Annotated in this window: 24 protein-coding genes; 7 read left to right on the plus strand and 17 right to left on the minus strand. The window is 57.8% G+C overall.

The window, feature by feature from the left end:
* Positions 1-58: 58 nt before the first annotated feature.
* From AC2TDA_RS10035 to AC2TDA_RS10060, 6 genes are read right to left on the minus strand one after another with little or no spacing between them, the layout of a single operon-like run.
* A complete protein-coding gene (locus AC2TDA_RS10035; RefSeq protein WP_480879147.1) occupies positions 59-679 on the minus strand; it encodes an ImuA family protein in 621 nt (206 codons plus the stop codon).
* 60 nt (positions 680-739) lie between these two features.
* Positions 740-1,321, minus strand: a complete 582-nt coding sequence (locus tag AC2TDA_RS10040) for a retropepsin-like aspartic protease family protein (RefSeq protein WP_480845860.1) — start codon at positions 1,319-1,321, stop codon at positions 740-742.
* A gap of 42 nt (positions 1,322-1,363) precedes the next feature.
* A complete protein-coding gene (locus tag AC2TDA_RS10045) occupies positions 1,364-1,984 on the minus strand; it encodes a MarC family protein (protein ID WP_480845858.1) in 621 nt (206 codons plus the stop codon).
* Complete coding sequence (locus tag AC2TDA_RS10050) at positions 1,981-2,373, minus strand: ACT domain-containing protein (protein WP_480879149.1); 393 nt, start codon at positions 2,371-2,373, stop codon at positions 1,981-1,983. The genes AC2TDA_RS10045 and AC2TDA_RS10050 overlap by 4 nt, the downstream gene beginning before the upstream one ends.
* On the minus strand, positions 2,370-4,223 hold the full coding sequence (locus AC2TDA_RS10055) for an ABC-F family ATP-binding cassette domain-containing protein (RefSeq protein ID WP_480879150.1): 1,854 nt from the start codon (positions 4,221-4,223) through the stop codon (positions 2,370-2,372). The genes AC2TDA_RS10050 and AC2TDA_RS10055 overlap by 4 nt, the downstream gene beginning before the upstream one ends.
* A gap of 60 nt (positions 4,224-4,283) precedes the next feature.
* Positions 4,284-4,493, minus strand: coding sequence for a hypothetical protein (locus AC2TDA_RS10060; RefSeq protein ID WP_480845853.1), 210 nt, complete (start codon positions 4,491-4,493; stop codon positions 4,284-4,286).
* Positions 4,494-4,794: 301 nt separating this feature from the next.
* On the opposite strand from AC2TDA_RS10060, the gene AC2TDA_RS10065 reads away from it, so the two are divergent.
* Both AC2TDA_RS10065 and ndk read left to right on the plus strand, forming a co-directional pair.
* Entirely contained in the window at positions 4,795-5,997 is a 1,203-nt protein-coding gene (locus AC2TDA_RS10065; protein WP_480879152.1) for a multidrug effflux MFS transporter, read from the plus strand.
* A gap of 105 nt (positions 5,998-6,102) precedes the next feature.
* Positions 6,103-6,525 carry a nucleoside-diphosphate kinase gene (gene ndk / locus AC2TDA_RS10070; protein ID WP_239337727.1) on the plus strand — a complete coding sequence of 141 codons (423 nt, stop codon included), beginning with the start codon at positions 6,103-6,105 and terminating at the stop codon, positions 6,523-6,525.
* A 60-nt stretch (positions 6,526-6,585) separates the two neighbouring features.
* Here the strand turns inward: ndk and AC2TDA_RS10075 are convergent, their stop codons facing one another.
* Positions 6,586-6,933 (minus strand): TfoX/Sxy family protein, encoded by a 348-nt coding sequence (locus AC2TDA_RS10075; RefSeq protein WP_480879154.1) that lies wholly within the window; start codon positions 6,931-6,933, stop codon positions 6,586-6,588.
* Between the two features lie 264 nt (positions 6,934-7,197).
* On the opposite strand from AC2TDA_RS10075, the gene AC2TDA_RS10080 reads away from it, so the two are divergent.
* From AC2TDA_RS10080 to AC2TDA_RS10090, 3 genes are read left to right on the plus strand one after another with little or no spacing between them, the layout of a single operon-like run.
* The gene (locus AC2TDA_RS10080; protein WP_480879155.1) at positions 7,198-8,733 is read left to right on the plus strand and encodes a CHAD domain-containing protein; all 1,536 of its coding nucleotides are present in this window, start codon (positions 7,198-7,200) and stop codon (positions 8,731-8,733) included.
* A 3-nt stretch (positions 8,734-8,736) separates the two neighbouring features.
* Complete coding sequence (locus tag AC2TDA_RS10085) at positions 8,737-9,492, plus strand: ParA family protein (protein WP_480879156.1); 756 nt, start codon at positions 8,737-8,739, stop codon at positions 9,490-9,492.
* Positions 9,489-9,956: a CYTH domain-containing protein gene (locus tag AC2TDA_RS10090; RefSeq protein WP_480879157.1), complete on the plus strand. Its 468-nt coding sequence runs from the start codon at positions 9,489-9,491 to the stop codon at positions 9,954-9,956. Before AC2TDA_RS10085 ends, AC2TDA_RS10090 begins: the two co-directional genes overlap by 4 nt.
* Here the strand turns inward: AC2TDA_RS10090 and AC2TDA_RS10095 are convergent.
* The 10 genes from AC2TDA_RS10095 to AC2TDA_RS10140 form a co-directional block, all read right to left on the minus strand.
* Positions 9,953-11,323 (minus strand): sensor histidine kinase, encoded by a 1,371-nt coding sequence (locus tag AC2TDA_RS10095; protein WP_480845840.1) that lies wholly within the window; start codon positions 11,321-11,323, stop codon positions 9,953-9,955. The two genes, AC2TDA_RS10090 and AC2TDA_RS10095, sit on opposite strands and share 4 nt — an antisense overlap.
* Entirely contained in the window at positions 11,316-11,996 is a 681-nt protein-coding gene (locus tag AC2TDA_RS10100) for a response regulator transcription factor (RefSeq protein ID WP_480845838.1), read from the minus strand. Before AC2TDA_RS10100 ends, AC2TDA_RS10095 begins: the two co-directional genes overlap by 8 nt.
* A gap of 159 nt (positions 11,997-12,155) precedes the next feature.
* On the minus strand, positions 12,156-13,592 hold the full coding sequence (locus AC2TDA_RS10105; RefSeq protein WP_480879158.1) for a DegQ family serine endoprotease: 1,437 nt from the start codon (positions 13,590-13,592) through the stop codon (positions 12,156-12,158).
* A gap of 766 nt (positions 13,593-14,358) precedes the next feature.
* Complete coding sequence (locus AC2TDA_RS10110) at positions 14,359-14,958, minus strand: nucleotidyltransferase family protein (protein ID WP_480879160.1); 600 nt, start codon at positions 14,956-14,958, stop codon at positions 14,359-14,361.
* 31 nt (positions 14,959-14,989) lie between these two features.
* On the minus strand, positions 14,990-17,407 hold the full coding sequence (locus tag AC2TDA_RS10115) for a GcvT family protein (RefSeq protein WP_480879161.1): 2,418 nt from the start codon (positions 17,405-17,407) through the stop codon (positions 14,990-14,992).
* A gap of 80 nt (positions 17,408-17,487) precedes the next feature.
* A complete protein-coding gene (locus AC2TDA_RS10120) occupies positions 17,488-18,243 on the minus strand; it encodes an HpcH/HpaI aldolase family protein (protein WP_480879162.1) in 756 nt (251 codons plus the stop codon).
* A 91-nt stretch (positions 18,244-18,334) separates the two neighbouring features.
* Positions 18,335-19,642: an HlyC/CorC family transporter gene (locus AC2TDA_RS10125; RefSeq protein WP_480845829.1), complete on the minus strand. Its 1,308-nt coding sequence runs from the start codon at positions 19,640-19,642 to the stop codon at positions 18,335-18,337.
* 63 nt (positions 19,643-19,705) lie between these two features.
* Positions 19,706-20,662: a site-specific tyrosine recombinase XerD gene (locus AC2TDA_RS10130; protein ID WP_480879164.1), complete on the minus strand. Its 957-nt coding sequence runs from the start codon at positions 20,660-20,662 to the stop codon at positions 19,706-19,708.
* 2 nt (positions 20,663-20,664) lie between these two features.
* Entirely contained in the window at positions 20,665-22,191 is a 1,527-nt protein-coding gene (locus AC2TDA_RS10135) for a hypothetical protein (protein ID WP_480845825.1), read from the minus strand.
* Complete coding sequence (locus AC2TDA_RS10140; RefSeq protein ID WP_480845823.1) at positions 22,181-22,330, minus strand: hypothetical protein; 150 nt, start codon at positions 22,328-22,330, stop codon at positions 22,181-22,183. Before AC2TDA_RS10140 ends, AC2TDA_RS10135 begins: the two co-directional genes overlap by 11 nt.
* Before the next feature lie 79 nt (positions 22,331-22,409).
* Here AC2TDA_RS10140 and AC2TDA_RS10145 point away from each other — a divergent pair, with 79 nt between their 5' ends.
* Both AC2TDA_RS10145 and aroB read left to right on the plus strand, forming a co-directional pair.
* Positions 22,410-22,997: a shikimate kinase gene (locus tag AC2TDA_RS10145; protein WP_480845821.1), complete on the plus strand. Its 588-nt coding sequence runs from the start codon at positions 22,410-22,412 to the stop codon at positions 22,995-22,997.
* A complete protein-coding gene (aroB, locus tag AC2TDA_RS10150; RefSeq protein ID WP_480845819.1) occupies positions 22,998-24,110 on the plus strand; it encodes a 3-dehydroquinate synthase in 1,113 nt (370 codons plus the stop codon).
* Positions 24,111-24,114: the final 4 nt, after the last annotated feature.

The following is a 24,114-nucleotide window of genomic DNA, read 5'->3' on the forward strand; positions in this document are numbered from 1 at the left end:
AACGCTAGGGCGCGCCGCTGGCTTTGACCAGTCACAAGTTGCGTGATGTGCCGATCCGTTAAGCAAGCGTGTCTTCTGTTTCGATCTGTTGCAGGTGCAGACCGGCGCGGGCTGCGGTCTGGGTGGCCTGCCAGCTGACCGGGGGCAGGGCGCGGGCACGGCGGCGAGTCAAGGTCCAGCGCCGAGCCTCGCCCTGATGGGCTGCGGCCATGTGCCAGCGCGTCTCAATCCCCTGCGCGCCGCCGTCGCCAGGGGTCAGAAGTAGCCCCAGCGGAGCCCGCCCCATCGTGCCACCCTGTTCGGCGGCCAAATGCATCCGTCGTATCGGTGTTAGCCCCGGCGCGCCGGGCAGATCGCCGATGACCAGCGGGATGGTTCCGCTGCGCAGCGCTTCCTCGATACACCACAGCAGATCTTCGGCGCGGGTGGGGCGAACAAACAGAAATCGGGCCGGATCGGCAAAGGGCATCATCCCGTCCGGGTTCAGTTGTCCGGGCTCCCACGCGGGGGAAATCCACAGCACCGGCCCCTGCGCCTGACCGGCCAGCCACATGGCAAAGCTGCGCCGGGCAGGGCCGCAGGCCTCGTGCACGCGCCCCAGTTGCAGCGTGATCTGCGGGTGCAGTTTCAGCCCCGGCGCCTCACGCGCGGGTTTGCGGCCAAGAAGATGGGTAGACATGCCGAGATGCTAGCATGTTCCACTTTTGTTCTCAATCGAAAAGCGCCGCGGTTGCGTGATCTAACGCGACAGGATCAGGCGGCCATCCGCGAACTGAATGCTGGGAAACCGATGCAGATACTCCATACCCAGCAGCGATTGATCCAGATCTCCTTCGTTGATCGAGGCCGGGACATTGCGGTCCGTTATCGGCCCCAGCGCCAGGCTCTCCAGGCGGACCGGAGCAGTACGCACCACTCCATTAGCGGTCACGGCCCGGCCCAGATAGTTCAGCTGATCCGTATCAATCCCGACCCGTTTGGCATCCCGCGGGCTGAGGACGATCTGGCTGGCACCAGTGTCGACCATAAAGGTGACAGGCTCGCCATTCACCAGCAACGGCAAGTAATAATGCCCGTCAAAGGATCGCGGCACTTCGATCCGATGATCGGTCACAGTCATCTGGGGCGTGGTGCTGACGGTCGAGCGGATGTCGCCCCAAAGCCCGATCACTGCGATGACACCGATAAAGATGAACACCCAGGCGGCGGCCATCTGCATGGTCTTGCCCAGCGATTGACGGTTCTGCGTGATGAACCACATCAGCAGCGCAGCACCCAGCAGGACCAGATAGGTCAAACGTCCGATTTCATAACCATCCATGCCGTTACCCAAAAAATGCTCTACCAATCCCAATATGGGAATTCATGAAGCAAATCCAAAGGCCTTGAGCCCGTCCAGAATGAACTGAACCGACAAGGCGGCCAGAAGCATCCCGAGCAGCCGCGTCAGAACATTCAACCCGGTTTTGCCCAGAATGCGCGCGATCAGTCCGCCAGACAGGAAGAACGTCAGGACCACAGCCATTACGGCCAACATGACTGCACAGGCTGCCGCGATCCCCTGTATGCCGGGGTTCTGTCCCGCCAGCAGGATGATTGTTGCAATCGAGCCCGGTCCGGCCACCAGCGGGATTGCCAGCGGGAAGACAGACGGATCGGGGTGTTCTTCTTCTTCTGCGCGATCCTCGCGCCGCTTGGTACGCCGATCAAACAACATATCGAGCGCGGTTAAAAACAGCAGCGCGCCACCTGCGACCCGGAATGCCTCCATCGAGATGCCGACGAAACCCAGAACCGCTTCGCCAAAGGCGGCAAACGCGATCAGGATACCAGAGGCCGTCAGGCAGGTGCGAATGGCAGTAATACGACGCGCGCGCGCGCCCATGCCCTGCGTCATGGCTACAAAAATTGGCGTCGTGCCAAAGGGGTCGATCACCACGAATAGTGTGGTGAATGCCGTCACGAAAAAAGCCGCCTCAATCAATCTCTTGCATCCTGTTGCAAACGTTCAAGAACTGCCATTGCATCGTCCAACTGTGTTGCCGGAACGTAGACATGATCGTGATGGTAACCTGCGACCATGTTTGCTGGTATCCCGGATTGCGCAAGTGCTGCTGCTACTGCCGCCGTAAGGCCAACGCCTTCAAGCGATGAGTGGACCTGCAGCGTGATGCAGCGCATAGGTAGGGCGCCATGGGTGGCGGCGTTGACGGGAACGATCAGAGAGAGGCCTTCGTCTTCGATACAGCTGGCGCGAGTCCCTTTTGGCCAGGCCGTGTCTTCTGGCCAAATGACGAATGCGAATTCCCCGGCCACCGCATGGGGTCGCATGCCAGCAATCATCGCTTTGGTTTCTTTCACCGGAGAAGTCATGCTGCGGCCTCGGCTTTCTCAAGCCGTTCGGCGGCGGCAACCCACAGCGCCTCGGCTTTTTGCATCGCCTCGGTTACCTCGGCAAATTTACGATTCCAGCCTTCCAGATCGTTGACCCGGTCATCCTCGTACAGCGCCGGGTCTGCCAGCTTGGCCGAGAGTTTCTCGTGCATGTCCGTCAGTTTCTCGATCCGATCCTCACATTTGCGCAAATCGGCGCGCAACGCGAGCATTGCATCGCGTGAAGGGCGCTTCGGTTTTGCCGTCTGAGGCTTTTCTTTCACGGGTTTGTCGCGCGCCAGCAGCTGGTCGCGATAAACCTCCAGATCGCCGTCAAACGGTTTGACGGTTCCATCCGAAACCAGCCAAAGCCGATCTGCCACCAACCCCAACAGGTGCATATCGTGGCTGACCAGAATGACTGCGCCGGAATAGGCGATCAGCGCCTCGACCAACGCTTCGCGGCTTTCGATGTCGAGGTGGTTTGTCGGTTCGTCGAGGATCAACATGTGCGGCGCGTCGATTGTGGCGATCAGCAGCGACAGGCGCGCCTTTTGGCCACCCGATAGGCGGCCAACTACGGTTTCCGCCTGATCCGCGCCAAGACCGAACCCGGCCAGTCGCGAGCGCCATTTACCCGGCGCCTCATCCGGGCGCAGCCGACGCAAGTGATCCAGAGGCGTTTCGTCTACGTGCAGCTCATCCACCTGATGCTGCGCGAAATAACCGATGCGCAGCTTCGAACTGCGGGCCATCTTTCCCGCCATCAGGGGCAGGCGGTCGGATAGTAGTTTCGATAAGGTCGATTTACCTTGACCATTTTTGCCGAGCAGGGCGATGCGGTCATCCTGATCGATACGCAGGTTCAACCGACGCAGCACCTCGGTCTCGCCATAACCCGTTACGCCGCCCTCAAGTTGAATGATCGGTGGTGACAGCTCTTCGGGTTCCGGGAACGTGAACGCGCGCAGGGCGGCCTCTTGCGGGGTCGAAACCAGCTGGATGCGTTCGATCATTTTCAAACGCGACTGGGCCTGAACGGCCTTGGAGGCCTTGTAGCGGAACCTGTCCACGAAGCTTTGCAGATGCGCGATGCGCGCTTTAGCCCTGGCATTCTCGGATTCGGCCTGCGCCAAGCGCTCGGCTCGGCGTTCGGCGAATTTGTCGTAAGGAACCGCATAATAGGTCAGCTTGCGGTCTTCCAGGTGCAGAATCGATCCTACGGCACGGTTCAAGAGGCCGCGGTCGTGGCTGATGATAATCACCGTATGCGGATATTTCGCCAGATAGCTCTCTAGCCACAGCGCGCCTTCGAGATCCAGATAGTTGGTCGGTTCGTCCAACAGCAGCAGATCAGGCTGCGAAAACAGCACCGCCGCCAATGCTACGCGCATCCGCCAGCCGCCCGAGAAATCCGAGCACGGTCTCAATTGATCTTCGTCATCGAACCCAAGACCCTTTAGGATCGATGCCGCGCGCGCCTCGGCCGACCACGCGTCGATATCCGCCAGGCGGGTCTGGATATCAGCAATACGACCAGGGTCCGTTGCACTGTCGGCTTCGGCCATCAGCGCACTGCGTTCTGTATCCGCGGCCAGGACCGTGTTGATCAGCGAAACGTCGGACGAGGGCACCTCTTGCGCCACGCCCCCGATCCGCGCCCGTTTGGGAAGAGAAATGTTCCCCGACTCCAGTGCCAACTCTCCCCGGATCAGGCGGAACAGTGTGGTCTTCCCGGTGCCGTTGCGGCCCACAAGCCCGACCTTGTGACCATCCGGGATTGTCGCGCTGGCCCCATCAAACAGGGGGCGGCCTTCGACGGCGTAAGTGATGTCTTCAATCCGTAGCATAGGCCGAGCACTGCGGCACGGCCTGACGCTTGTCAATGGGGTTACTTTGCTGACTGCGTATCAGTTCAATTCAACAGCCACGTCTTCGAACGGGTAGGAGGCAAATCCAACCAAAACCTGGTCGCCTTCCTCACTGAAAGCAAAGACGTGAAATTCGTCGTGGTGCAAAGTGGCACGACAAAAAGCGCCTGATTGGGGCAAGTTTGCCGGGCAAGTTTCCAGATCGGTGTGCGCAATTGATGTTTCGAACAGCTCATAGTCCATTGTCACTGTCGTCTCATCAGCTATGGCCGTTGAAGCAAGAAAACAGGTGGTAAAAGCAAGCTTTGGTATCATTAGAGTGACCTTGTGTTGTTTGTCGACTCTGTTCGCGCAAGGAGTAACTGACTTAAATAATCAGGAATTGAAAGCGCTGTTTTCCGGCTGCGTCATTCCTTCGCACTCGTCCAAGGGGCTATGCGCTCAATCCATGTCCGGACCCCGCAATGCACAGTGGCAAAGGTTCGGCATGGGCATGGCGCGGACCATGTGATAGCACGGGTTCGGTTGGCATTTCACACCGGTTTTCTTCATGCGCGCGGCTCAAACACCTCCGTCTCTGATCACGCTGATTTTTGCGACCGCGTTGTCAGTGTTGTCACTGAATATGTTCCTGCCATCGCTTGCTCGGATGGGAGAGGATTTTCAGGTCGATTACGGGCTGGTGAACCTGTCGGTTGCCGGATACCTGGCGGTTTCGGCGGTACTGCAACTGATCATGGGGCCTCTGTCTGATCGATACGGTCGCAGACCCATCCTGCTGATCTGTATGGCAATCTTCTCCTTTGCGTCGCTGGGCTGTGTATTGGCCGACTCGATCTGGACCTTCCTTGGGTTTCGCCTGCTGCAAGCGGCTGTGGTCGCCGGACCAGTTCTTTCAAGCGCATCGATCCGGGATATGCATCCCCCAAACGAGGCGGCCAGTAAGCTGGGTTACGTCGCGATGGCGATGGCTCTGGCGCCCATGTTGGGGCCGATGTTGGGTGGCGCCCTTGATATGCTGTTCGGCTGGCGCGCCGGGTTTATTTTGTATTCCGCATTTGGCGCCGGCATGCTGGCGCTGCTTTGGGTGGATATGGGTGAAACGAATACCGATCGCTCCTCAACTTTCGGTGCTCAGCTGCGAGAATACCCGCATCTTTTTAGGGCGCGCCGCTTCTGGGGCTATGCCTTGTGCGCGGCGTTCTCAATCGGCGGGTTTTTCAGCTTCATCACGGGTGCGCCGCTGGTGGCGGCAGCATGGTTCGACCTCAGCCCGGCGATGCTGGGTCTTGGTATAGGCATCATAACCGGTGGGTTCATGGTGGGTAACTTTATCACAGGGCGCATCGCTGCGTTTACGCCGTTGACCACTATGATCTTGGCAGGCCGCATCGTCGCATCCTTGGGGCCGCTTTTCGGTTTGATTCTGTTTCTCGGTGAGATGGGCTCGGTCTGGGTTTTCTTCGGTTCGGCGGTATTTGTGGGGTTCGGCAATGGACTGACCAACGCGAATGCCTCGGCCGGCCTGATGTCAGTGCGGCCAAAACTTGCAGGCAGTGCAGCCGGGCTGTCGGGGGCGATGATTGTGGCGTTGGGGGCGGTTATCACGTCGCTGACCGGTGCGTTTGTAAACCCGGAAAACGGGCCGTTTTTGGTGCTGGGCATGATGTGCATCAGCAGCTTCATCGGCCTGTTGGCGGTATTGTATGTCCGCTGGGTAGACCGTCAGGACCCGTTGCCTGAAACGATCTGAACCGCTTTGCATCATAGTGCTTTTCATACGCCCCGTACCATGTTAGGCGGCGCGCGATATATTTCGGCGCGGCACCCCGCGCATTCAGAGTAAGGAGAGGCCGATATGGCACTGGAACGCACATTCTCGATCATCAAGCCCGATGCAACCCGCCGCAACCTGACTGGCAAGATCAATGCCAAGTTCGAAGATGCAGGCCTGCGCATCGTGGCGCAAAAGCGCATCCACATGACCAAGGCTCAGGCTGGCAAGTTCTATGACGTGCATGCCGAGCGTCCGTTCTATGACGAACTGTGCGAATTCATGTCGTCGGCTCCGGTTGTTGTTCAGGTTCTGGAAGGCGAAGGCGCCATTGCCAAAAACCGCGAAGTCATGGGCGCAACCAACCCCGCAGACGCGGCCCCCGGCACCATCCGTGCTGAGTTCGCTGAATCGGTTGGCGAAAATTCGGTCCACGGCTCAGACGCTCCGGAAACTGCTGCTGTTGAGATCGCCTACTTCTTCTCGGGCATCGAACTGGTCGGTTAAACCGCCGTCAGACGGAATTGAATTGGCCGCTCCCGAATTCGGGGGCGGCTTTTTTTGTGCTCAGATCTGTTTTAGGTCGCGTGGCGCAATGCGCACCCCGATCGCGTCCAGGTCAGAGATCATCTGCGTTTCCGGTGCCGACGATGCCTCGGCCTTGATTGCATCGAACCTCCGCCGCAGCGCCTTTTTCTCTTCGCCCTTGCAGTCGTTCCATGGGCGTCCCTGCAAACCCATTACAAGCACATAGTAGCCAATGAAATGTGGCCGAGTCCCGGCCTGCAACAACCGCGAATACGCTGCATCAGCACCCAGGTCGCGCAACTCCTGCGCTGAATGAATACCAGCGCGAGCACAGGCTTGCTCAAAAGCTGGACCAAGGTTGCGGATCGAAGAAACGGGGTCGGTCATGCTTTGGTCTTATCGTGGCCTCGGGCAGCTGTCACCAGCCCTAGCCGGGTGTTTGCGCCAGACCGGGGCAGTTTTCCTTGATCCGGCATACACGTTGCGATTTCATACCTAATAAGGGTGACTGAACGAACTCCGAGAAAGGCTAATGCAACACATCGCTTGTGCTTGGTGAATGCCCCGGGTGTCTTTGGCAGGCTTGGCTGTGCTCGGAAACGGTGTTCGGGGAAATGGCGTTTCCAGGGTGGGAATGTATCCGGTGACAGCATGGAAGGGTCTGGTGTGACGGGTGAACAGGGCGCAATTTTTGTGGTCCCGCAGGAACTGCAGGCCGGTTCGCTTGAAAAAGCGTTGGACGGGTACCGGGTGGAACTGGCGACAATATCGGCGGACCGGGCGTTCACGTTTCTGGATTGCCATGATCAATCGCTGCGACGTTCCGGGCGACTGCTGATCGAAACTTCAGGCGGGGTGCGGCTGATTGGCGATAACGGCGTTGTCGTCGCAGAAAATGTCATCGGGCAGGGCCGTTTTATTCAGGATCTCCCGGATGGAGCATTGCGCCGGACACTTTCAGATTTTCCTTCCTTGCGGGCGCTGATGGTCGTTGGAGAAGGACGGATCGGTGAGCAATCGATTGCTGTCCTGGATGATCTTCAGAAAACCCTGGTTCGCGGCTCGGTCATGTCGCTGAAATCCGAGAATGGTCAGATCGCTATCGTTCATCTGCAACGTCTGCGCGGGTATGATCGCGCGTTTGCCAGGACTTGCGCTGCTTTGGGCAAGCTCGACAACGGCCAACCCCGAGCCGAGTTTGTGTTTTCTCAATTGTATCCGGGTATGCGCCCCTATCTCGCCAAGCCGGATATTCCGCTTGGGAAATCTGAACCCGCCATTCAGGCCGCCACGGACATCATCCGAACATTCCTTGAAGTCGCATGTCAGAACGAAGCGGGCATCATTGCCGATATCGATACCGAATTCCTGCATGACTACCGAGTGTCTCTGCGTCGTATCCGTTCGGTACTCAGCCTGTTTCAAAGCGTGTACTCAGATGACCTGACGGATCAACTGAAAAACGTGTTCGCTGACCATATGACACCGACGGGCCGTTTACGGGATTTGGATGTCTATCTTTTTGAGAAAGATAGGTACTTCAGCGTTTTACCAAAAGAACTTCATGCCGGGTTAATTGAATTGTTTGCTCAGATCCAAGCAGAGCGCGTTCAGGAACTATCCCGACTATCACGTCGTCTTCGCAGCGCGAAATACAAGGCCTCCATGCAAGCCTTGGCCACTCAGTTTCAGGACCACACACAGCTTGCGGTTGGCCAGAACGCCGAGGCCGGCGCCTATGCTTATGCCCGAACGCTGATCTGGAAACGCTATCGCAAGGTCTGCAAACTCGCTCGCAGCATCACTCCCGATACTTCGGATAAGGTGGTGCACACTTTGCGTATTCACTGCAAGAAATTGCGGTATCTCATGGAATTCTTCGCGCCCTTGTTCGATGCTAAAGCCTTCAGAAAGATCATTAAGCCATTGAAGAAACTTCAAAATAACCTTGGTTTGTTCAACGACTGTTCTGTTCAGCAAGAGGCGTTGCTGCATTTTGTTGCCCAACGGACCTCGCGCTCGGGTCAGGCAAATGCGCAGCTTGGCATGGCAGTTGGCGGTCTGGTTGCGGTGCTAAGCCAGAAGCAATTGGAAGAACGCGATCGTGTCCTTTCGAATTTCGAACACTTCGACAGCCCCAAAATCCGCCGCCTGTTCCGAACTCTGTTTCACGAGTCGGAGGGCTAAGGAATGAAGATCTTGGCCTGCTACAGCAACAAAGGCGGCGTAGGGAAAACAGCAACTGCTGTGAACCTTGCCTATGCTTACGCGCAGGGGGGCAAGCGCGTACTGCTGTGCGATCTGGACCCGCAAGGGGCGTCGGGGTTTTATCTGCGCGTGAGGCCGTCAAGAAAATTGACAGAGGCTCGGTTTTTCGAGGATGTTCAACGCTTTACCAAGGCCATACGCGCCAGTGATTTCGAAGGGTTGGACGTTCTTCCTGCAAATCTGACCCACCGTGATTTTGACGTGTTCCTATCACGCATGCGGAACAAACGCTCGCGTTTGAAAAAGGCATTGATGTCGGTTGGAGGGGACTACGACGTGATCGTTTTGGACTGCCCGCCGAATTTCTCGATACTGTCGGAAAACATCTTCAAGGCTGCTGACACTATCGTCGTGCCGGTTATCCCCACAACGCTTTCGGAGCGATCATTTGAGCAATTGGTCGGATTCTTCGCCGCAAAGAATCTGCCCAAGAAAAAGCTGCGGGCGTTCTTTTCGATGGTACAGAAACGAAAAACGCTACATCTCGAGACAATGCAGTCGATGCGCAAGCAGTACCGCAAGCGGTTCCTGCGTAGCTGCATACCCTTTGCCGCTGATATTGAACGCATGGGACAACACCGCGCGCCAGTGCAAACCTATGCCAGGCGCAGCGCAGCCAGCGCGGCTTATCAGGCGCTGTATGACGAATTGGACAACAGAGTGACTCGGGCCAAATGAGTACGGAAATCGAACGCAAATTCCTTGTGGCCGAGTTGCCCGATCTGACCAAAGTGCAAAAGGCCTTGGTCCGCCAAGGGTATCTGACCGCGCCCGAGGATTCGACAGAGTTGCGTCTACGGCAAAAGAACGAAACCTATTACCTGACCCTCAAAGGTGCCGGGTCGCTGGTGCGAGTCGAACGAGAGGCTGAGATATCAGCCGAACAATTCGAAACATTTTGGCCCGAAACCTCTGGCCGCCGTGTCGAGAAAGAACGCTTTACCGGAAACCTTGCAGACGGGCGGGTCTTTGAGTTGGATATTTTTCGGGGAGACTTGGCGCCTTTGCGGCTGGTTGAGGTCGAATTTGGGTCCGAATCCGAGGCCAAGCAGTTTAGTCCCCCCGACTGGTTTGGCGTCGAGGTGACTGAGGATAAGCGATTTAAAAACAAGAATATGGCGATCAAAGGTAAACCGGTTTAGGGCTTCCTGGCCAATTGAATTACGGTCTCCAGACCCGGGGAGCGGTTTCGTGCCAGGAACGCGCCGCCGTGCATTCGCGAGATGGCGGCAACAAGCGCCAGACCCAGCCCTGCATTACGACCGGTTCTGGCCGGATCAAGCGTAATGAATGGCAGTTGCAGGCGCGGTAGATCGGCTTCGGGTACACCCGGGCCACGATCCCGCACGCTGAGCAGTGTGTGAGGGCCATTTTCGCTGATGTTGATGGTGATAGCCGTACCTTTTGGCGCATAGCGCATAGCGTTTTCGAGAAGATTCGAAAGCGCTTGCGATAGCAGCGGCCGGTGGCCCTGGATCGGGTCCGCTGAGCCTGTTACTTCAAGCCGGATACCCTGATCCGCTGCGACCGGTTCGTAAAGTTCGACTACGTCCCCGACCAGTTGCAACAGGTTCACGGGCTCGAATTGTTCGCGACCCAAGCCGGCCTCGGCCCGTGAGATTTCAGTAAGCTGACTGAGAACACGCAGCAAATGGTCGATTTCCACAGTGGCCCGAGCGGTATCGACCTCTCGCTCCTGATCGGATTTTCCGGGTTCTGCCAGAGCTTCGATCCGCTGACGCAGGCGCGACAGAGGGGAGCGCAGGTCATGCGCGATCGAATTGGATGTGGTGCGCAGATTGCTGATCAGTTCTTCGATCCGGTCCAGCATGTTGTTGAGCGTGCCCGCCATCTGATCGAACTCATCGCCCGTGCCGCGGATCGGCATGCGGTGGGACAGGTCGCCCGAAACGATGTCCTCGGCTGTATCCGCAATATCTTTCAGGCGCGAAAACACCAGCCTTGTCAGCAACCATCCGGTCAGCAGGCTGAGAGCAAGCGCTGCAGTCAGCGCCAACACGACCGAACGCCATAGCACCTGGTCGAATTGTTGCCGCGCTTGCGCGTCGCGCCCGACCAGCAGCCGCTCTCCTCCGGGCAGGCGGATCGACGCGGCAGAGATCGGAACGAACTGATCGGTGTCCACTTTGCGCAGGCTCAACTCGACCCAACCACTTCCTGCTGCAATGCCTTCGGGCCAGCTAGTCAGGTTACCAGCCAGTTTGTTGCCGACACGATCTGCCAGCAGGTACACGGCGTCGCGTTCGGGCGCACTTGGCAATCGCCGTTCGATCGCGGACATCAGCCCGATCAGACCACGCCGTTCGTATTCGTCGGCCAGACCCGTCAGTTCGGCGGACACAACCGATCTGGTTTCGCCGGAAATGGTTCGGTTGGCCGTGACATAAACCATTGCCAGAACAGTTGCCGTCAGCAGGGCGCTGAGGACCATACTGGCCAGAACCAGACGTGTGCGCGCGTTCTTGAGCGACAGGCGCAGCTCAGCCATCCGATACCATATATCCAGCCCCCCGAACTGTCTCGATCAACGGGTCGGCCCCGTCCTCGTCCAGCTGTCTGCGCAGTTTTGAAATGTGAACATCGACTACGTTCGTATTGGGGTCAAAGTGATAATCCCAAACCCCCTCCAGCAACATGGTGCGCGATACGACGCGGTTTTTTCGACGCAGAAAAAACTCCAGTATCTGAAACTCACGCGGGGTCAGAGTGATTTCCCGATCACCGCGCGTAACTCTGCGGGTCAATAGATCCATTTCAAGGTCGCGACAGGTGAGGGTAGGTGTTTCTTCGGCTTCTTGTGGGCGACGCAGTAAGGCTTCGATCCGGGCGTGCAGTTCCTGAAAAGAAAATGGTTTGACCAGATAATCGTCAGCGCCACCCCGCAGGCCTTTGACGCGTTCGTCTACTGCACTCATCGCGGTCAGCATCAAGACCGGAGTTTTCAGTCCGGCGGCCCGCATCGATTTGATCAACGACAACCCATCCAGCCCAGGCAGCATCCTGTCCAGCACGATGGCATCAAATCCGCCATCAGTGGCATGGTACAGCCCTTCGCGGCCGTCCGCAGCAACCTCGACCACATAACCTTCTTCGCCAAATCCTTTGGCGATGAAATCCCGTGTGTCGGCGTCGTCCTCAACGATCAGCAGGCGTCTACTCATGCTTACGGTTCCTTTCAATCGGGATTTAAACACAGATGGCCGTTAAAAAAAACATGCCGGGTGCGATGCCGCACCCGGCCGTCCTGGCAGCACGTGGACAAACCATGCCAACCAGGAGGCGCGCACCCGTTTTCCCCATCTAAGGTACGCGCTGGGGGGTTAGACGAGCTCGATCGCAACGAAGATCTGGTTGCCGCCACGATTGATCAGTACCAACGCCGGATCGGTCTTTTCGCTTTCCAATGCGGTCTGCAGAGCATCCGGAGTTGCGGTGTCCTGATTGCCCAACCGGACAATGACGTCGCCACGCCGCAACCCGGCCTTGGCGGCGGGGCCTTCGGGCTGCAATTCGGTCACGACAACTCCGTCCACGGTCTCGGCTACGCCCATTTCGGCGCGAGCAGCCTCGGTCAACGGTGTAACTGTGACACCCAATGAGCTGTCGGCGAACTTGTCTTCGACAACAGTGTCCGCAGTTGCAGATGCGGACTGATGCTGGCCGATGGTCAGCTCGATCTGCTGCTGCTTACCATCACGTAGAACGGTCAGAACGCTTTCAGTTCCAGCCTTGGTCGTACCGACCAGAATTGGCAGATCGCTGCTGGAATTGACGGCCTCATCGTTGAACGACAGGATTACATCGCCCTGCTGCAGCACACCGTCCGCTGGGCTGCCGGAAACCACGTCTGACACCAGCGCGCCGTTTGCCGCGTCGATTCCCAAGGCAGCGGCCAGCTGCGGGCTGACGGTCTGGATTGCAACACCCAACCAGCCACGGCTGACCTGGCCGTCATCACGCAGGTCGGCAGCAATGTGTTCGACGATGTTCGAGGTCACGGCAAAGCCCAGACCAACCGATCCACCGCTGGGCGAATAGATGGCCGAGTTCACGCCGATTACTTCACCTTCCATGTTGAACAGGGGACCACCCGAGTTGCCTTTGTTGATTGCAGCATCCGTCTGGATGAATTCGGCATAGGGACCTTCCGAGATGTTGCGCCCTTTGGCGGACACGATCCCGGTTGTGACCGTCGAGCTGAGACCGAACGGGTTGCCAATCGCCACAACATCTTCGCCGACGCGAATAATTTCGCTGTCGCCCATCTCGACGGCTTGCAGGTTTTCGCCGGCATCGATCTTGAGCACGGCGATATCGGTCAGTGGGTCAGTACCAACAATTTCGGCCTCGAAGGTGCGATCGTCGCTCAGACGAACGGTGACAGTGCTGGCGTTGTCGACGACGTGGTGATTGGTGACGATATAGCCTGTTTCCTCCAGCACGAAACCGGACCCCAATCCTTGGCTGGGCCCACGCTGCGGCATTTTGAATCCTTCCGGACCGCCGAACCTTTTGAAGAACTCACCGAACGGGTGGTCTTCAAAATCAAATTCCTGGCCCCGAGCGGGCGCGGGCGCGGCGGTTTGTTCAGCAATGATGGTCACGACCGAAGGCGACACGGCTTCGACCAGATCAGCCAATGCCTCGTCTGCCATCGAGGGCATGGCAGTGGTGGCCAACATGGCCGCGCCCAGGGCGCCGGCGCCGATCCAGTTTGACGTGCGCGGGAAAAGCAGTGAGGATTTGCGGATGCTCATTATGACTCCTGTGTGTGTTTGGCGGTTTAGTCCGCGCTTGGAGACAGGAGATGCCGCATCAGTCTTTGGGGTTTCTGTGCTGCAGGTTAAGAAACATTAATTTTGCTGTTTTTCAGCGCCGAAACGAGGCCCTTCGAGGTTTCGAATGAACAGAATCACGCTGATGTGCGTCAATCGAATCGGTGGATTGTTGCCGATAATGACCGCAAATCACTAAAACAGTTGAATTGAATCGAATTTGTTAACAAAGAAACTGAGTTGGACGCGTTCTGCGGCAATTTCCCTTATAGGTAGAGTAAAGTATCAGATGCGGTATCAGCGGCTCCACACAGGTATACGCAAAAACGAGATTTTGCGAGTTGCGCGTCAACAGGCTGGTCAAAACCGTAGAGGCTGCTCCTGATTGTCCACAACTTTAAGGAGAACGTGGCGAGTCGTGTTGTTGCGTAAATACAAGATTGCTTCCAACAAAATTAACTGATTCTTCTAATTTTACGTTGTTTGAACGCATCTTATGGGTGACGATGAAATTGCCCAATCGAGGGGGGCCCGAGACACTAGGGGGTGTCGGAGGCATATTTCAGGTACCGTGGGCGCTGAGCTGCTTGTTAACGAGGGGGTCTTGTTTAGGTTCGGCAGCGATCTCGGGACGCTTTTAAAGTGATCCGGTCGCGCGTTCGGGAATGGTGAAAGTGGTAGTCTTGATTTAGGGCAATCGGCCCGGTCGTTTTCGACCGGGCCGTGTTCATTTTGGGATCAGCATTTATCAAGATGACTGCGTCGCTTTCCAACGCGCCCAATCCTCGGGTGTATCCAGATCCAGCAGAGCATTCTGCCCAGGCAAGCGTTGAACGTGCAATTTGTTCCGGAAGGCTCTGACAACGGCTTGAGCGCCACCATCGCCTGTCAAATCCGAAAGTCGTTCAAAAAGCGACTTGTCGAAAACAACCGGATGTCCGTGCACACCGTCGCTGGTTGCTCCGCGCCAGATCAAGTTCTGGGGATTGTCCTCCACGGATTGCCGGACAGCTTCCAAATCGGCCGCTGTCAGATCTGGCAAGTCAGCCAGCAGAATCATTGCAGCTGACGCGCCGGGTGGAAGGCGTGTCAGCGCGCCTCGCAGACTGGCGTTCATGCCCTCTGCTGCATCGGGGATCGCAACCATTTCCAGATCCAGACCAACTAGCGCGTCATAACGCGGATGCGGGGCTGGGGGCAGAGCGACGATTAGCGGCCCAACCGGCATAGCCCGCAACGCCGACCGGCGTAGCAATGGTATGCCGTCGACGATTTGCATCAGTTTGTCTTTGCCGCCCATGCGGCTGGACTGACCGGCGGCCAGCAGAATGACGGGAATTTGGGTCATAGCGTCACCATGCCGTCAGAATAGGGGCGAGTCATCCCCGCATGCGCGCCCCGTCTGCGTCGAACAAAGGTGTCGAGATCACACGGGCCGGTCGCATCTGCCCAAGAATCTCGATTTCGACCTCCAATCCGTCGATCACGCGATCAGTTGGCAGGAAGCCCAAAGCGACAGATTTCTGCGCGTAATGAGAATACCCGCCCGAGGTGCAAAACCCCACGACCTGACCTTCAAGCCAGATGGGTTCGTAGGCGTTGACGTCGGCGTCTGTGGCGTCGACGTCAAAGGCCACCAACTTGCGGTCCGTGCCTTCTTTGCGCTGCGCCTCGGCTGCCGAACGGCCGATGAAATCTGCACTCTTGGTGAATGAGATAAACCGGTCCAGCCCAGTTTCGGCTGCGGTGTAATCCGGCGAGAACTCTCGCATCCACGAGCCAAAGAACTTGTCGAGACGCAAGCTCATCATAGCGCGCATCCCGAACGGCACCATGCCATACGGTTGTCCGGCTTCCCACAATGTCCACCATAGCTGCCTTTGCGCCATGGGATCGCAGTAAATCTCATAACCAAGATCGCCGGTGTAGCTGACCCTCTGAACGATGCAGTCTGTCATGCCGACAGTCATCCGGCGTACGTCAAGAAATTTGAGGTCCGAAATTTCGTCGCGTGTGCAGGCGGCTAAAACCTGAGTGGCCTTGGGTCCGGCGATCTGGAGCCCGTTGAGACGATCACTAATATTTTCGACGGTTACATCCTGCTGCGTGTTCTGTTCGAACCAGCGCATGTGGAACGCCTGACTGCCATATGACGCGGTCACCTGAAATTCCTGCTCGCCGAGGCAGGAAATGGTGAAATCCCCGATCAACTTGCCCCGGGGGGACAGCATCGGGGTCAGGGACAGGCGTCCAGGCTTCGGAATGCGCCCAGCCATGATCCGATCCAGCCAGGCGCGGGCACCGGCGCCGGTAATGCGATACTTGCCGAAATTGTGGACCTCATTGATGCCCACGTTTTCGCGCACGGCGCGTACCTCGCGGCCAGTTGCCTCGAACGCGTCCGAGCGGCGGAAGGAAGGCGTTTCGTAGCTGGGCTCGTCGCCCTGGGCGAAGTAGTTTGGCACCTCCAGCCCGTATTGTTGTCCCCATACCGCGCCAAGGTCGCTGAAAATATCATACATCGGAGTGGTGCGATTGGGTCGGGCTGCGGGCAGCTCTTCGTTCGGGTAGGCGACGCTAAAGCGTTTCTGATAGTTCTCAATCACCTTTGGCCGCGTGTAACCAGGGCTGATCCAGTCGCCGAAGCGGGCCACATCCATGGCAAAGACATCGCGTTCCGGCTCGCCTTCGATCATCCATTGCGCCAGTGTCAAACCAACGCCGCCACCCTGGCTGAAACCGGCCATGACACCGCAAGCGGACCAGTAATTGCGCATACCCGGCACTGGTCCGACCAGGGGGTTACCGTCCGGAGCAAAGGTGAACGGCCCGTGTATTACCGATTTCACTCCGGCCTCGGCCAATACCGGGAAGCGTTTATACGCAAACTCGATGCTGTCGGTGATCTTGTCGAAATCGTCCGGTAGCAGCTCGTGCCCGAACTCCCATGGGGTGCCGTCTACGGCCCAGGGTTTGCAGGGCTGTTCGTAGAATCCGATACACAGACCGCGCCCTTCCTGCCGCAAATAGCTTTCACCGGCGGGGTCCATCACATGCGGGTGTTCGCCGCCCGCGTCGATGATCGCCTCGATCTGCGGGATCGAATCCGTCACCAGATACTGGTGCTCCATCGGGTGCAGCGGGAAATAAACTCCGGCCATCGCGCCAACCTCGCGTGCCCAAAGGCCGCCTGCATTGACGATGTGTTCGGCATGTATGGTGCCTTTGTCCGTCACCACGTGCCACGTTCCGTCGGGCCGTTGATTGGTTTCACGCACCATACAATGGGTTTCGATCGTTGCCCCGCCCATTCGAGCGGCCTTGGCATAGGCGTGAGTTGTACCCGAAGGGTCCAAGTGGCCATCAAGAGGGTCGTACAGAGCGCCGATAATCCCGTCGGTATTGGTGATAGGAGCAATCTTCTTGATCTCGTCCGGGCCGACAATCTCGGTCTCGAGCCCCATGAAGCGGTGCTTGGCGCGTTCGGCCAGCAGCATGTCGAACCGGTCCTGATTATCAGCCAGCGTGATACCACCCACATGATGCAGACCGCAGGACATGCCAGTGATCTCTTCCAGCTCTTTATACAGCCGGATCGTATAGCCCTGCAGCGCGGCCATGTTTGTGTCGCCGTTCAGAGTATGAAATCCGCCCGCCGCGTGCCAGGTAGATCCGCTGGTCAGTTCCGAACGTTCCAGCAGCATCACATCCGACCAGCCTAGTTTGGTCAGGTGGTATAGTACGGAACATCCGACGACGCCGCCGCCGATCACTGCGACTTGGGTAGTGGTTTTCACATTGGCCTCCTGCTGTTTTGCAAAACCTGTCGCCGGGTCGCGCATATTACTGTTCCGTTAGCGACACCATCTGTCGTTTGTCACGCATTGCACCAGCCATGGATTTGTGAAGCTTTCTCTCGCAGCCACAGAGCGTCAAACCCGCCGATAAGCCTGTATCCTTTGACAAACAGGTCCTTCGCACGATCTTCCGTCAGGGCGATATTGCCCAATGGGATACCGGCGCTCATTGCTGCTTTTTCGATCCGGTCGACCGCAGACAGAAAATCCGGATGATCAAATTGCCCCATCAACCCGAGTTCGGTGCTGAGGTCGAATTGTGCGATGATCAAGAGGTCAAGGCCGGGAACGGCGCAGATATCCTCGATATTCTTGAGTGCTTCGGTGGTTTCGATCAGCAGACAGCAAACCAGTTCGGGCTCGACCGATTGCGCATAGGATGGCAGGGACTCTCCCCAGCGTGATTGCGCCAGAAATGGCCCAAAACCTCGCGTCCCGCTTGGTGGATAATGCAAGCTTGCCACCGCCTCCCGCGCATCCGCCACCGTGCGAATGAGAGGAAAGACAATTCCTTCTGCACCTAAATCCAATACGCGTTTCACATGCGCCGGATCGTTTTTGGCAACCCTGACCAAAGGCGCGCATTCCGTTCCTGCCGTTGCCGCGATCATGGCATGGGCCGAGGCATAGTCCACCGCCCCATGTTCAAGGTCAATGATGACTGAATCGACACCACAAGCAGCGACCGCCTGCGTGACGGTGGCTGACGGAATAGTACAGACCACCGAACTGAGCCGGTCGTTTGTGTCACGCAGTTTGCGCTTCAGGCTGGGCATCTTAATGGGCTCCTGATCCAAGTTGTCAAAAATTCGATTTGCCAACTCTATCAGTGACCAATTGGCCGAAGATACAGAAACTTACCCGCCGTCACAGTGGGCGTATTTTCAACTCAGTGACCCGGTTGCCTTCGCGTGCCGTGACCTCGAACCGGAAACCGTGGAACGAGAAAACCTGACCCACGATCGGAATCATCTGCGCCTCGTGTATCACCAGACCGGCCAGCGTGTTGGCTTCTTCATCAGGCAGGGACCATTCAAGGGCACGGTTGAGATCACGAATGGTCATCGCGCCTTCGACCAGGTATTGCCCGTCCTCGGTTCGGGTGACGGGAACGTCTTCGTCGATGTCGAACTCATCCGCGATTTCGCCGACGATCTCTTCCAGAATGTCCTCCAGTGTGATCAGCCCCCGCAGAGACCCGTATTCGTCCACGACCAGCGCAAAATGGCTATGCATCCGAAGAAATTCACGCATCTGGTCATCCAGAGTCGTCGTCTCGGGAACGAAATAGGGGGCATTCGCCACCTTCGCGATATCGAAATCCTTCAGCCGACCAGTATCACCACCGGTCCCGCCGACCTGCGTGTACATGGCGCGGAACAAATCCTTGGCATGGACAACGCCCACGATATTCTCGGGCTCGTCCCGGAAAACTGGCAGGCGAGTATGGGGGCTTTCCAGACACTGTTTCAGGATTGCCTCGGGCTCATCATTCGCGTCGATCATCTCAATATTCGAACGGTGCAGCATGATCTCTTCCACAGCGCGGTCGCCTAAGTCCAGCGCACCCAGAATGCGGTCGCGGTCTTCTTTTTCGACTACGCCTTCGGAATGCCCCAGCTGCAAAGCACCAGCGATCTCCTCGCGTACAGCCAAGATGTTGCTGTCCGGGTCGATCCGAACACCGAACAGGCGCAAGACTCCGCGGACCAACAGGCGGACGGCGGCCACAATGGGCGAGAAGACCGTCACGACAGCGCCAATCACCGGTGCAACCGCGGCAGCCGCTTTCTCGGCATTTGTGATGGCATAGGTCTTGGGCAACACCTCGGCAAAGATCAGTACCAGAAAGGTCATTACCAACGTCGCCAGTGCTACTCCGCTTTCTCCGAAAAGCCGGGTAAACAAGGCGGTGGCCAGCGAAGCCGCCAGGATATTGACCAGGTTGTTGCCCAGCAGAACCGATCCGATCAGACGTTCGTTGTCTTCTGTAATATCCAGCGCTTTTCGCGCCCCGCGCGAACCTTTGTCAGCCTGTGTCCTCAGCTTGCCGCGGGATGAGGCCGTCAGGGCCGTTTCCGAGCCAGAGAAAAAGCCCGACAGTACGAGCAGGAGAAGGATAGAGCCTGAGGTGATCCAGAAGGCGCCATCAAGCAGAGATTCGGTGGGTTCCATCGGTCCTTGAAAGTTCTTGTTGCTGCATCCGTTATGGGGGCGAGGCCCCGTCCGATCAAGGGGTTAGCCCTTACTGCTCGGATCATCTTTTGCCAGAGGGTGGTGTTCCAGCACCAGTTCCGACAGGCGTTCGTCCAGAACATGCGTGTATATTTCGGTGGTGGCGACATCCGCGTGACCCAGCAGGGTCTGGATTGACCTGAGATCGGCGCCGTTGGCCAGAAGGTGCGTTGCAAAGGCGTGACGCAGGGTGTGCGGTGTGACCTTTTCCGGTGAAACACCGCCGTTAACCGCGAACTCCTTGACCAGCAGAAAGAACCGGTGGCGCGTTAGGTGCCCCGATTTGCCGCGCGATGGGAACAGGAACCGGGTCCTTTGCGCACCTTTCGACACGGCATCTTCTTCGGCTTCATCCCGGATGATCAGCCATGCGGCCAACGCTTCGCGGGCAGGCGGTGACAGGGGAACCATTCGTTCTTTGCCGCCTTTACCCAGAACCAACAACATACGCGGATCGCCACGCGCGGATGAGACAGGCAGAGATACCAGCTCGGTCACCCGCATTCCCGTGGCATAGAGTAATTCCATCAAGCAGGTGTTACGCACCTTGTCCGCTGTGCCGCGCCCGGTTTGGCGCGCGGCCTCCAACAATCGGTCGACTTCCTCCACGTCCAATGTCTTGGGCAGTCGTTTTTGCCGTCCGGGGCCTTTGATTTGTATGGCCGGGTTGGTTTCGCGCCAGCCTTCTTCGAACGCAAAGCGATAGAGCTGTTTGATCGCCGACAACCGCCGTGCGCGGGTCGAGCGCGACAAACCTTCGGCGTCGCAATCAATCAGATAGCCTTCGATCTGATCCCGATCTGCGTCGGCAAAGCTGGACTTGTGGCGGTTCAGCCATTCCGAGAAATCACGTAGATCCCGCCCATAAGCCAGCAGCGTGTTTGTCGCCGCGCCAAGTTCTGCCGCTTGCGCTTCGAGGAAGGTGGAAATCCACAGATTCTGCGTGGCTGGCGCCGTCATGGTCAGGCCCCGTTCAGAATCATCAGTTGCAATGCCGCGCGGCGCGCTGTGTCTTCGAGCCCGACCCGCCGAAATGCCGCGATGGCTGCGGTCAGATCAACAAGATTACCGCGCGCCCCATGGGCAAACAGATTCATCGCCTCAAGAATGGCCTCTCCCAGTTGCTCGTTTTGCAACAGCACATCAATGTCGGACGGAATTGGGGCTGACCATGCGAACCCTTCGGAGATTGCATCCGCCAATGGTGAAGGTGAGGGTGCGCGACCGGGGTCTCCCTGTGCCAGTGCGGCCAGAAACGGGTTTTCTTCCGGCCCATTGGGTTCAGCCAAAGCGGCATCCTCATAGCGTTCGGACAGCAACAGGATGCGCCAGCGCAGGTTTTCCGCTTCGGTATCTTCAAGGGAAACGTTCGAAAGCCTTTCTGCAAACAGTTCGGCAAAGGGAACTTCCAACCCAATGCTGCGCATCTGCTTCCAGGCTTCGGGCAGAGTTTTCGCGACACCTTCGGGGTTGTCGGGTTGCAACGCCGTGTCAAATCGCTGAATAGCGGCCACGCGGTCCCAGACCGCGCCGGACGCGGCGGGTTTGCGTTCGGTATAGAGCCCCAGCAGTTGATTTGGCGTCAATGCACCGATCCGGGTCAGACGCTCGGCAGCCTCGACCTGAGCTTTCCATCCGGCTACATCCCGCAAGTCGGCGTTGGCAAAGGCACGGGGCAGGGATGCTGTAGGTAACCGCTCGCCAATTGCTTCGAACAGGCGGAAGGTCAGTGGATCAGGGTCCTCGGGTTGCGGCAGGTAGGCCGCGTCTTCGAACAGCTCGGGGCTGAGGAATCGGTCAAGCACGTCCAGCTCATCTTGCGGCAAGACCTGCAAAGCATGCGCCGCCTCAAGCGTCAGAGCAGCCGAGGTCCAGTCGCCGCGGCGCGCCTTGCAGAATATCTGTGCGGCATAGTCCCGCGACAAGTGTGGTTGCGCAATCAGCGCTGTACAGCTGCGGTCCTCGTCGCCGGTCAGCAATGTAGCATCAAACCAGCGTTCGAACCGATCCTGCGAGTCGGTTGGACCTGCAAGTTGTACCAAAGATTGGACCGGATCCGCCGCACCTAGCTGCATCAGACGATCCAACCGCGCCATCAACAACTCGCCGGGTGTGTCGGACACCGCCGGCGGGCGGGCTTCGGACAGCAGCAGGGTGAACAGCAGTCTCTGCATGGCGGGGTTGGCCTTGACCGGCACACGCGCGATCAACTCGGCCAACCGCGTTGGATCGCTGCGTTGCCAAAGATCGACGGGCAGGCCGGTGACAGACGAAGATACCAGCCCAAGGGGTGGTGAAAGAGCCTCGAGCGGCGTGACCTGCACGTCCGGTTGCAGCCCGTTTTGGGTCACCGGAGGTTCCAGCAGGACAGTGCCGGGCAGGTTTTCAGGCGGGGCAGACAGCCAGTCGATTACCGACAGCGGCTCTTGCGTCTGGGCCTGTGCAGTGCCGGCCAGGAATATCGCCAGCAGAGCGGCTCTAGTCGGCATTCAAAATGACCGGTTCGCGGATTTCGCTTTGCGGGGCGGAGAAATCCACTCCGAAGAACGGCCCGAGATAGGCATAGCCCACCAGCCCGATGAAACTCAGGCAAATAATGTAGAGCAGGAACTTTAACAGACGGCCCATGGGTCAACGCTGCCTCAATTTTTGGTTTTGTCCAAGTTATAACTGGCATTTTTCCCAAGATCACGTCATTCACGATGAAATGAGCGAAATTAAGCATAACACCTCTCAGGCGGACACAGCGCGGCGGTTTGATCTGCACAAAACCGTTGTTTTGGTTGGTATGATGGGCGCCGGGAAAACAGCGGTGGGTCGGGCGCTGGCCGCGCGGCTTGGTGTTCCGTTTCTGGACAGCGATGCCGAGATCGAATCAGCAGCTAATATGACCATCCCCGAGATTTTCGCCCGCGATGGTGAGGACTTCTTTCGCGCCAAGGAAAGTCAGGTCATCAGCCGTCTTCTGGACGAGGAAAAGGGCATTCTGTCGACCGGTGGCGGTGCTTTTCTGGCGGAAGGAAACCGCCGGATGATCTCGGAACGTGGCGTTTCTGTCTGGTTGCGGGCTGATCTGGGCGTGTTGTGGAATCGCGTTCGCCACAAGGATACACGCCCGCTTTTGCGCACAGCTGACCCTCATGCGACTTTGCGCGCGCTGTTTGAAGCGCGTGTTCCGATCTATGAGCAGGCCGATCTGGTGGCCGATTCCGACGGCGAAACCGCAATCGAAGATATGGTGGACCGAGTGCTGGTTGCTCTGGCAACCCGCCCGGATGTTTTGGAACAAAAGTAGATGCATCAATCCGTACATGTAGAGCTGGGCGAACGATCCTATGATGTCGAGATCGGCCCTGACCTGTTGGCCCAATCCGGTGCGCGTATCGCGCCGTTGTTGCCACGGCCGCGTGTGGCCGTTCTGACGGATGAGACGGTTGCCTCGCTACATCTGGACACTTTGCGAGAGGGTCTGGGTGCAGCAGGGATCGAGATGACGGCGCTGGCCTTGCCAGCTGGCGAATCCACGAAAAGCTGGCCTCACTTTGAACGCGCGGTCGAATGGTTGCTGGCGGAAAAGATTGAAAGACGAGATGTCGTTGTCGCCTTTGGCGGCGGAGTGATCGGGGATCTGGCTGGTTTTGCGGCTGCCGTCTTGCGGCGTGGGGTTCGGTTCGTGCAAATTCCGACGTCGCTGCTGGCGCAGGTGGACAGCTCGGTTGGGGGCAAAACGGGTATCAACGCCCCGCAGGGCAAGAACCTGATCGGCGCGTTTCATCAACCTTCGCTGGTCCTGGCGGACACGTCGGTTCTAGGGACACTGACCGCGCGGGACTTTCTGGCCGGATATGGTGAGGTCGTGAAATACGGCCTGCTGGGTGATGCGGAATTCTTTGAGTGGCTTGAGGTCAACGGACCGGCCCTTTCCTCCGGTGACATGGCAACGCGCGTGCAGGCGGTGACCCGTTCAGTGCAGATGAAGGCCGATATCGTCGCGCGTGATGAGACCGAGCAGGGCGATCGCGCGCTGCTGAACCTTGGCCACACCTTCTGCCACGCGCTGGAAGCCGCGACCGGCTATTCTGATCGGTTGCTGCATGGCGAAGGAGTTGCCATCGGCTGTGCTTTGGCATTCGAACTGTCCTCGCGAATTGGCTTGTGTTCACAGGAAGATCCCAGCCGGGTGCGAGCGCATCTGCGAACCATGGGAATGAAGACTGATCTCGCTGATATTCCGGGCGAACTGCCGGGTGCCGAGGCTCTGGTCGATCTGATGGCTCAGGACAAAAAGGTTATCGACGGTCAGTTGCGGTTTATTCTGGCACGAGGAATCGGGCAGGCATTTGTTACATCCGACGTACCGAGGGACGCAGTATTGTCCGTTCTCGAGGATGCCCTAGCCGTCTGTTAAGGTC

This window comes from Ruegeria sp. HKCCD6426, assembly GCF_057221115.1.

Bases quoted from the DNA above. Each gene is read 5' to 3' on its own strand.
- AC2TDA_RS10145 (WP_480845821.1), top strand. From the start codon at position 22,410: ATGAGCGAAATTAAGCATAACACCTCTCAGGCGGACACAGCGCGGCGG.
- AC2TDA_RS10105 (WP_480879158.1), bottom strand. From the start codon at position 13,592: ATGAGCATCCGCAAATCCTCACTGCTTTTCCCGCGCACGTCAAACTGG.
- AC2TDA_RS10120 (WP_480879162.1), bottom strand. From the start codon at position 18,243: ATGCCCAGCCTGAAGCGCAAACTGCGTGACACAAACGACCGGCTCAGT.
- aroB (WP_480845819.1), top strand. From the start codon at position 22,998: ATGCATCAATCCGTACATGTAGAGCTGGGCGAACGATCCTATGATGTC.
- AC2TDA_RS10075 (WP_480879154.1), bottom strand. From the start codon at position 6,933: ATGACCGACCCCGTTTCTTCGATCCGCAACCTTGGTCCAGCTTTTGAG.
- AC2TDA_RS10140 (WP_480845823.1), bottom strand. From the start codon at position 22,330: ATGGGCCGTCTGTTAAAGTTCCTGCTCTACATTATTTGCCTGAGTTTC.
- AC2TDA_RS10095 (WP_480845840.1), bottom strand. From the start codon at position 11,323: ATGGCTGAGCTGCGCCTGTCGCTCAAGAACGCGCGCACACGTCTGGTT.
- AC2TDA_RS10065 (WP_480879152.1), top strand. From the start codon at position 4,795: ATGCGCGCGGCTCAAACACCTCCGTCTCTGATCACGCTGATTTTTGCG.
- AC2TDA_RS10080 (WP_480879155.1), top strand. From the start codon at position 7,198: ATGGAAGGGTCTGGTGTGACGGGTGAACAGGGCGCAATTTTTGTGGTC.
- AC2TDA_RS10050 (WP_480879149.1), bottom strand. From the start codon at position 2,373: ATGACTTCTCCGGTGAAAGAAACCAAAGCGATGATTGCTGGCATGCGA.
- AC2TDA_RS10090 (WP_480879157.1), top strand. From the start codon at position 9,489: ATGAGTACGGAAATCGAACGCAAATTCCTTGTGGCCGAGTTGCCCGAT.
- ndk (WP_239337727.1), top strand. From the start codon at position 6,103: ATGGCACTGGAACGCACATTCTCGATCATCAAGCCCGATGCAACCCGC.
- AC2TDA_RS10100 (WP_480845838.1), bottom strand. From the start codon at position 11,996: ATGAGTAGACGCCTGCTGATCGTTGAGGACGACGCCGACACACGGGAT.
- AC2TDA_RS10110 (WP_480879160.1), bottom strand. From the start codon at position 14,958: ATGACCCAAATTCCCGTCATTCTGCTGGCCGCCGGTCAGTCCAGCCGC.
- AC2TDA_RS10055 (WP_480879150.1), bottom strand. From the start codon at position 4,223: ATGCTACGGATTGAAGACATCACTTACGCCGTCGAAGGCCGCCCCCTG.
- AC2TDA_RS10130 (WP_480879164.1), bottom strand. From the start codon at position 20,662: ATGACGGCGCCAGCCACGCAGAATCTGTGGATTTCCACCTTCCTCGAA.
- AC2TDA_RS10135 (WP_480845825.1), bottom strand. From the start codon at position 22,191: ATGCCGACTAGAGCCGCTCTGCTGGCGATATTCCTGGCCGGCACTGCA.
- AC2TDA_RS10085 (WP_480879156.1), top strand. From the start codon at position 8,737: ATGAAGATCTTGGCCTGCTACAGCAACAAAGGCGGCGTAGGGAAAACA.
- AC2TDA_RS10035 (WP_480879147.1), bottom strand. From the start codon at position 679: ATGTCTACCCATCTTCTTGGCCGCAAACCCGCGCGTGAGGCGCCGGGG.
- AC2TDA_RS10125 (WP_480845829.1), bottom strand. From the start codon at position 19,642: ATGGAACCCACCGAATCTCTGCTTGATGGCGCCTTCTGGATCACCTCA.
- AC2TDA_RS10040 (WP_480845860.1), bottom strand. From the start codon at position 1,321: ATGGATGGTTATGAAATCGGACGTTTGACCTATCTGGTCCTGCTGGGT.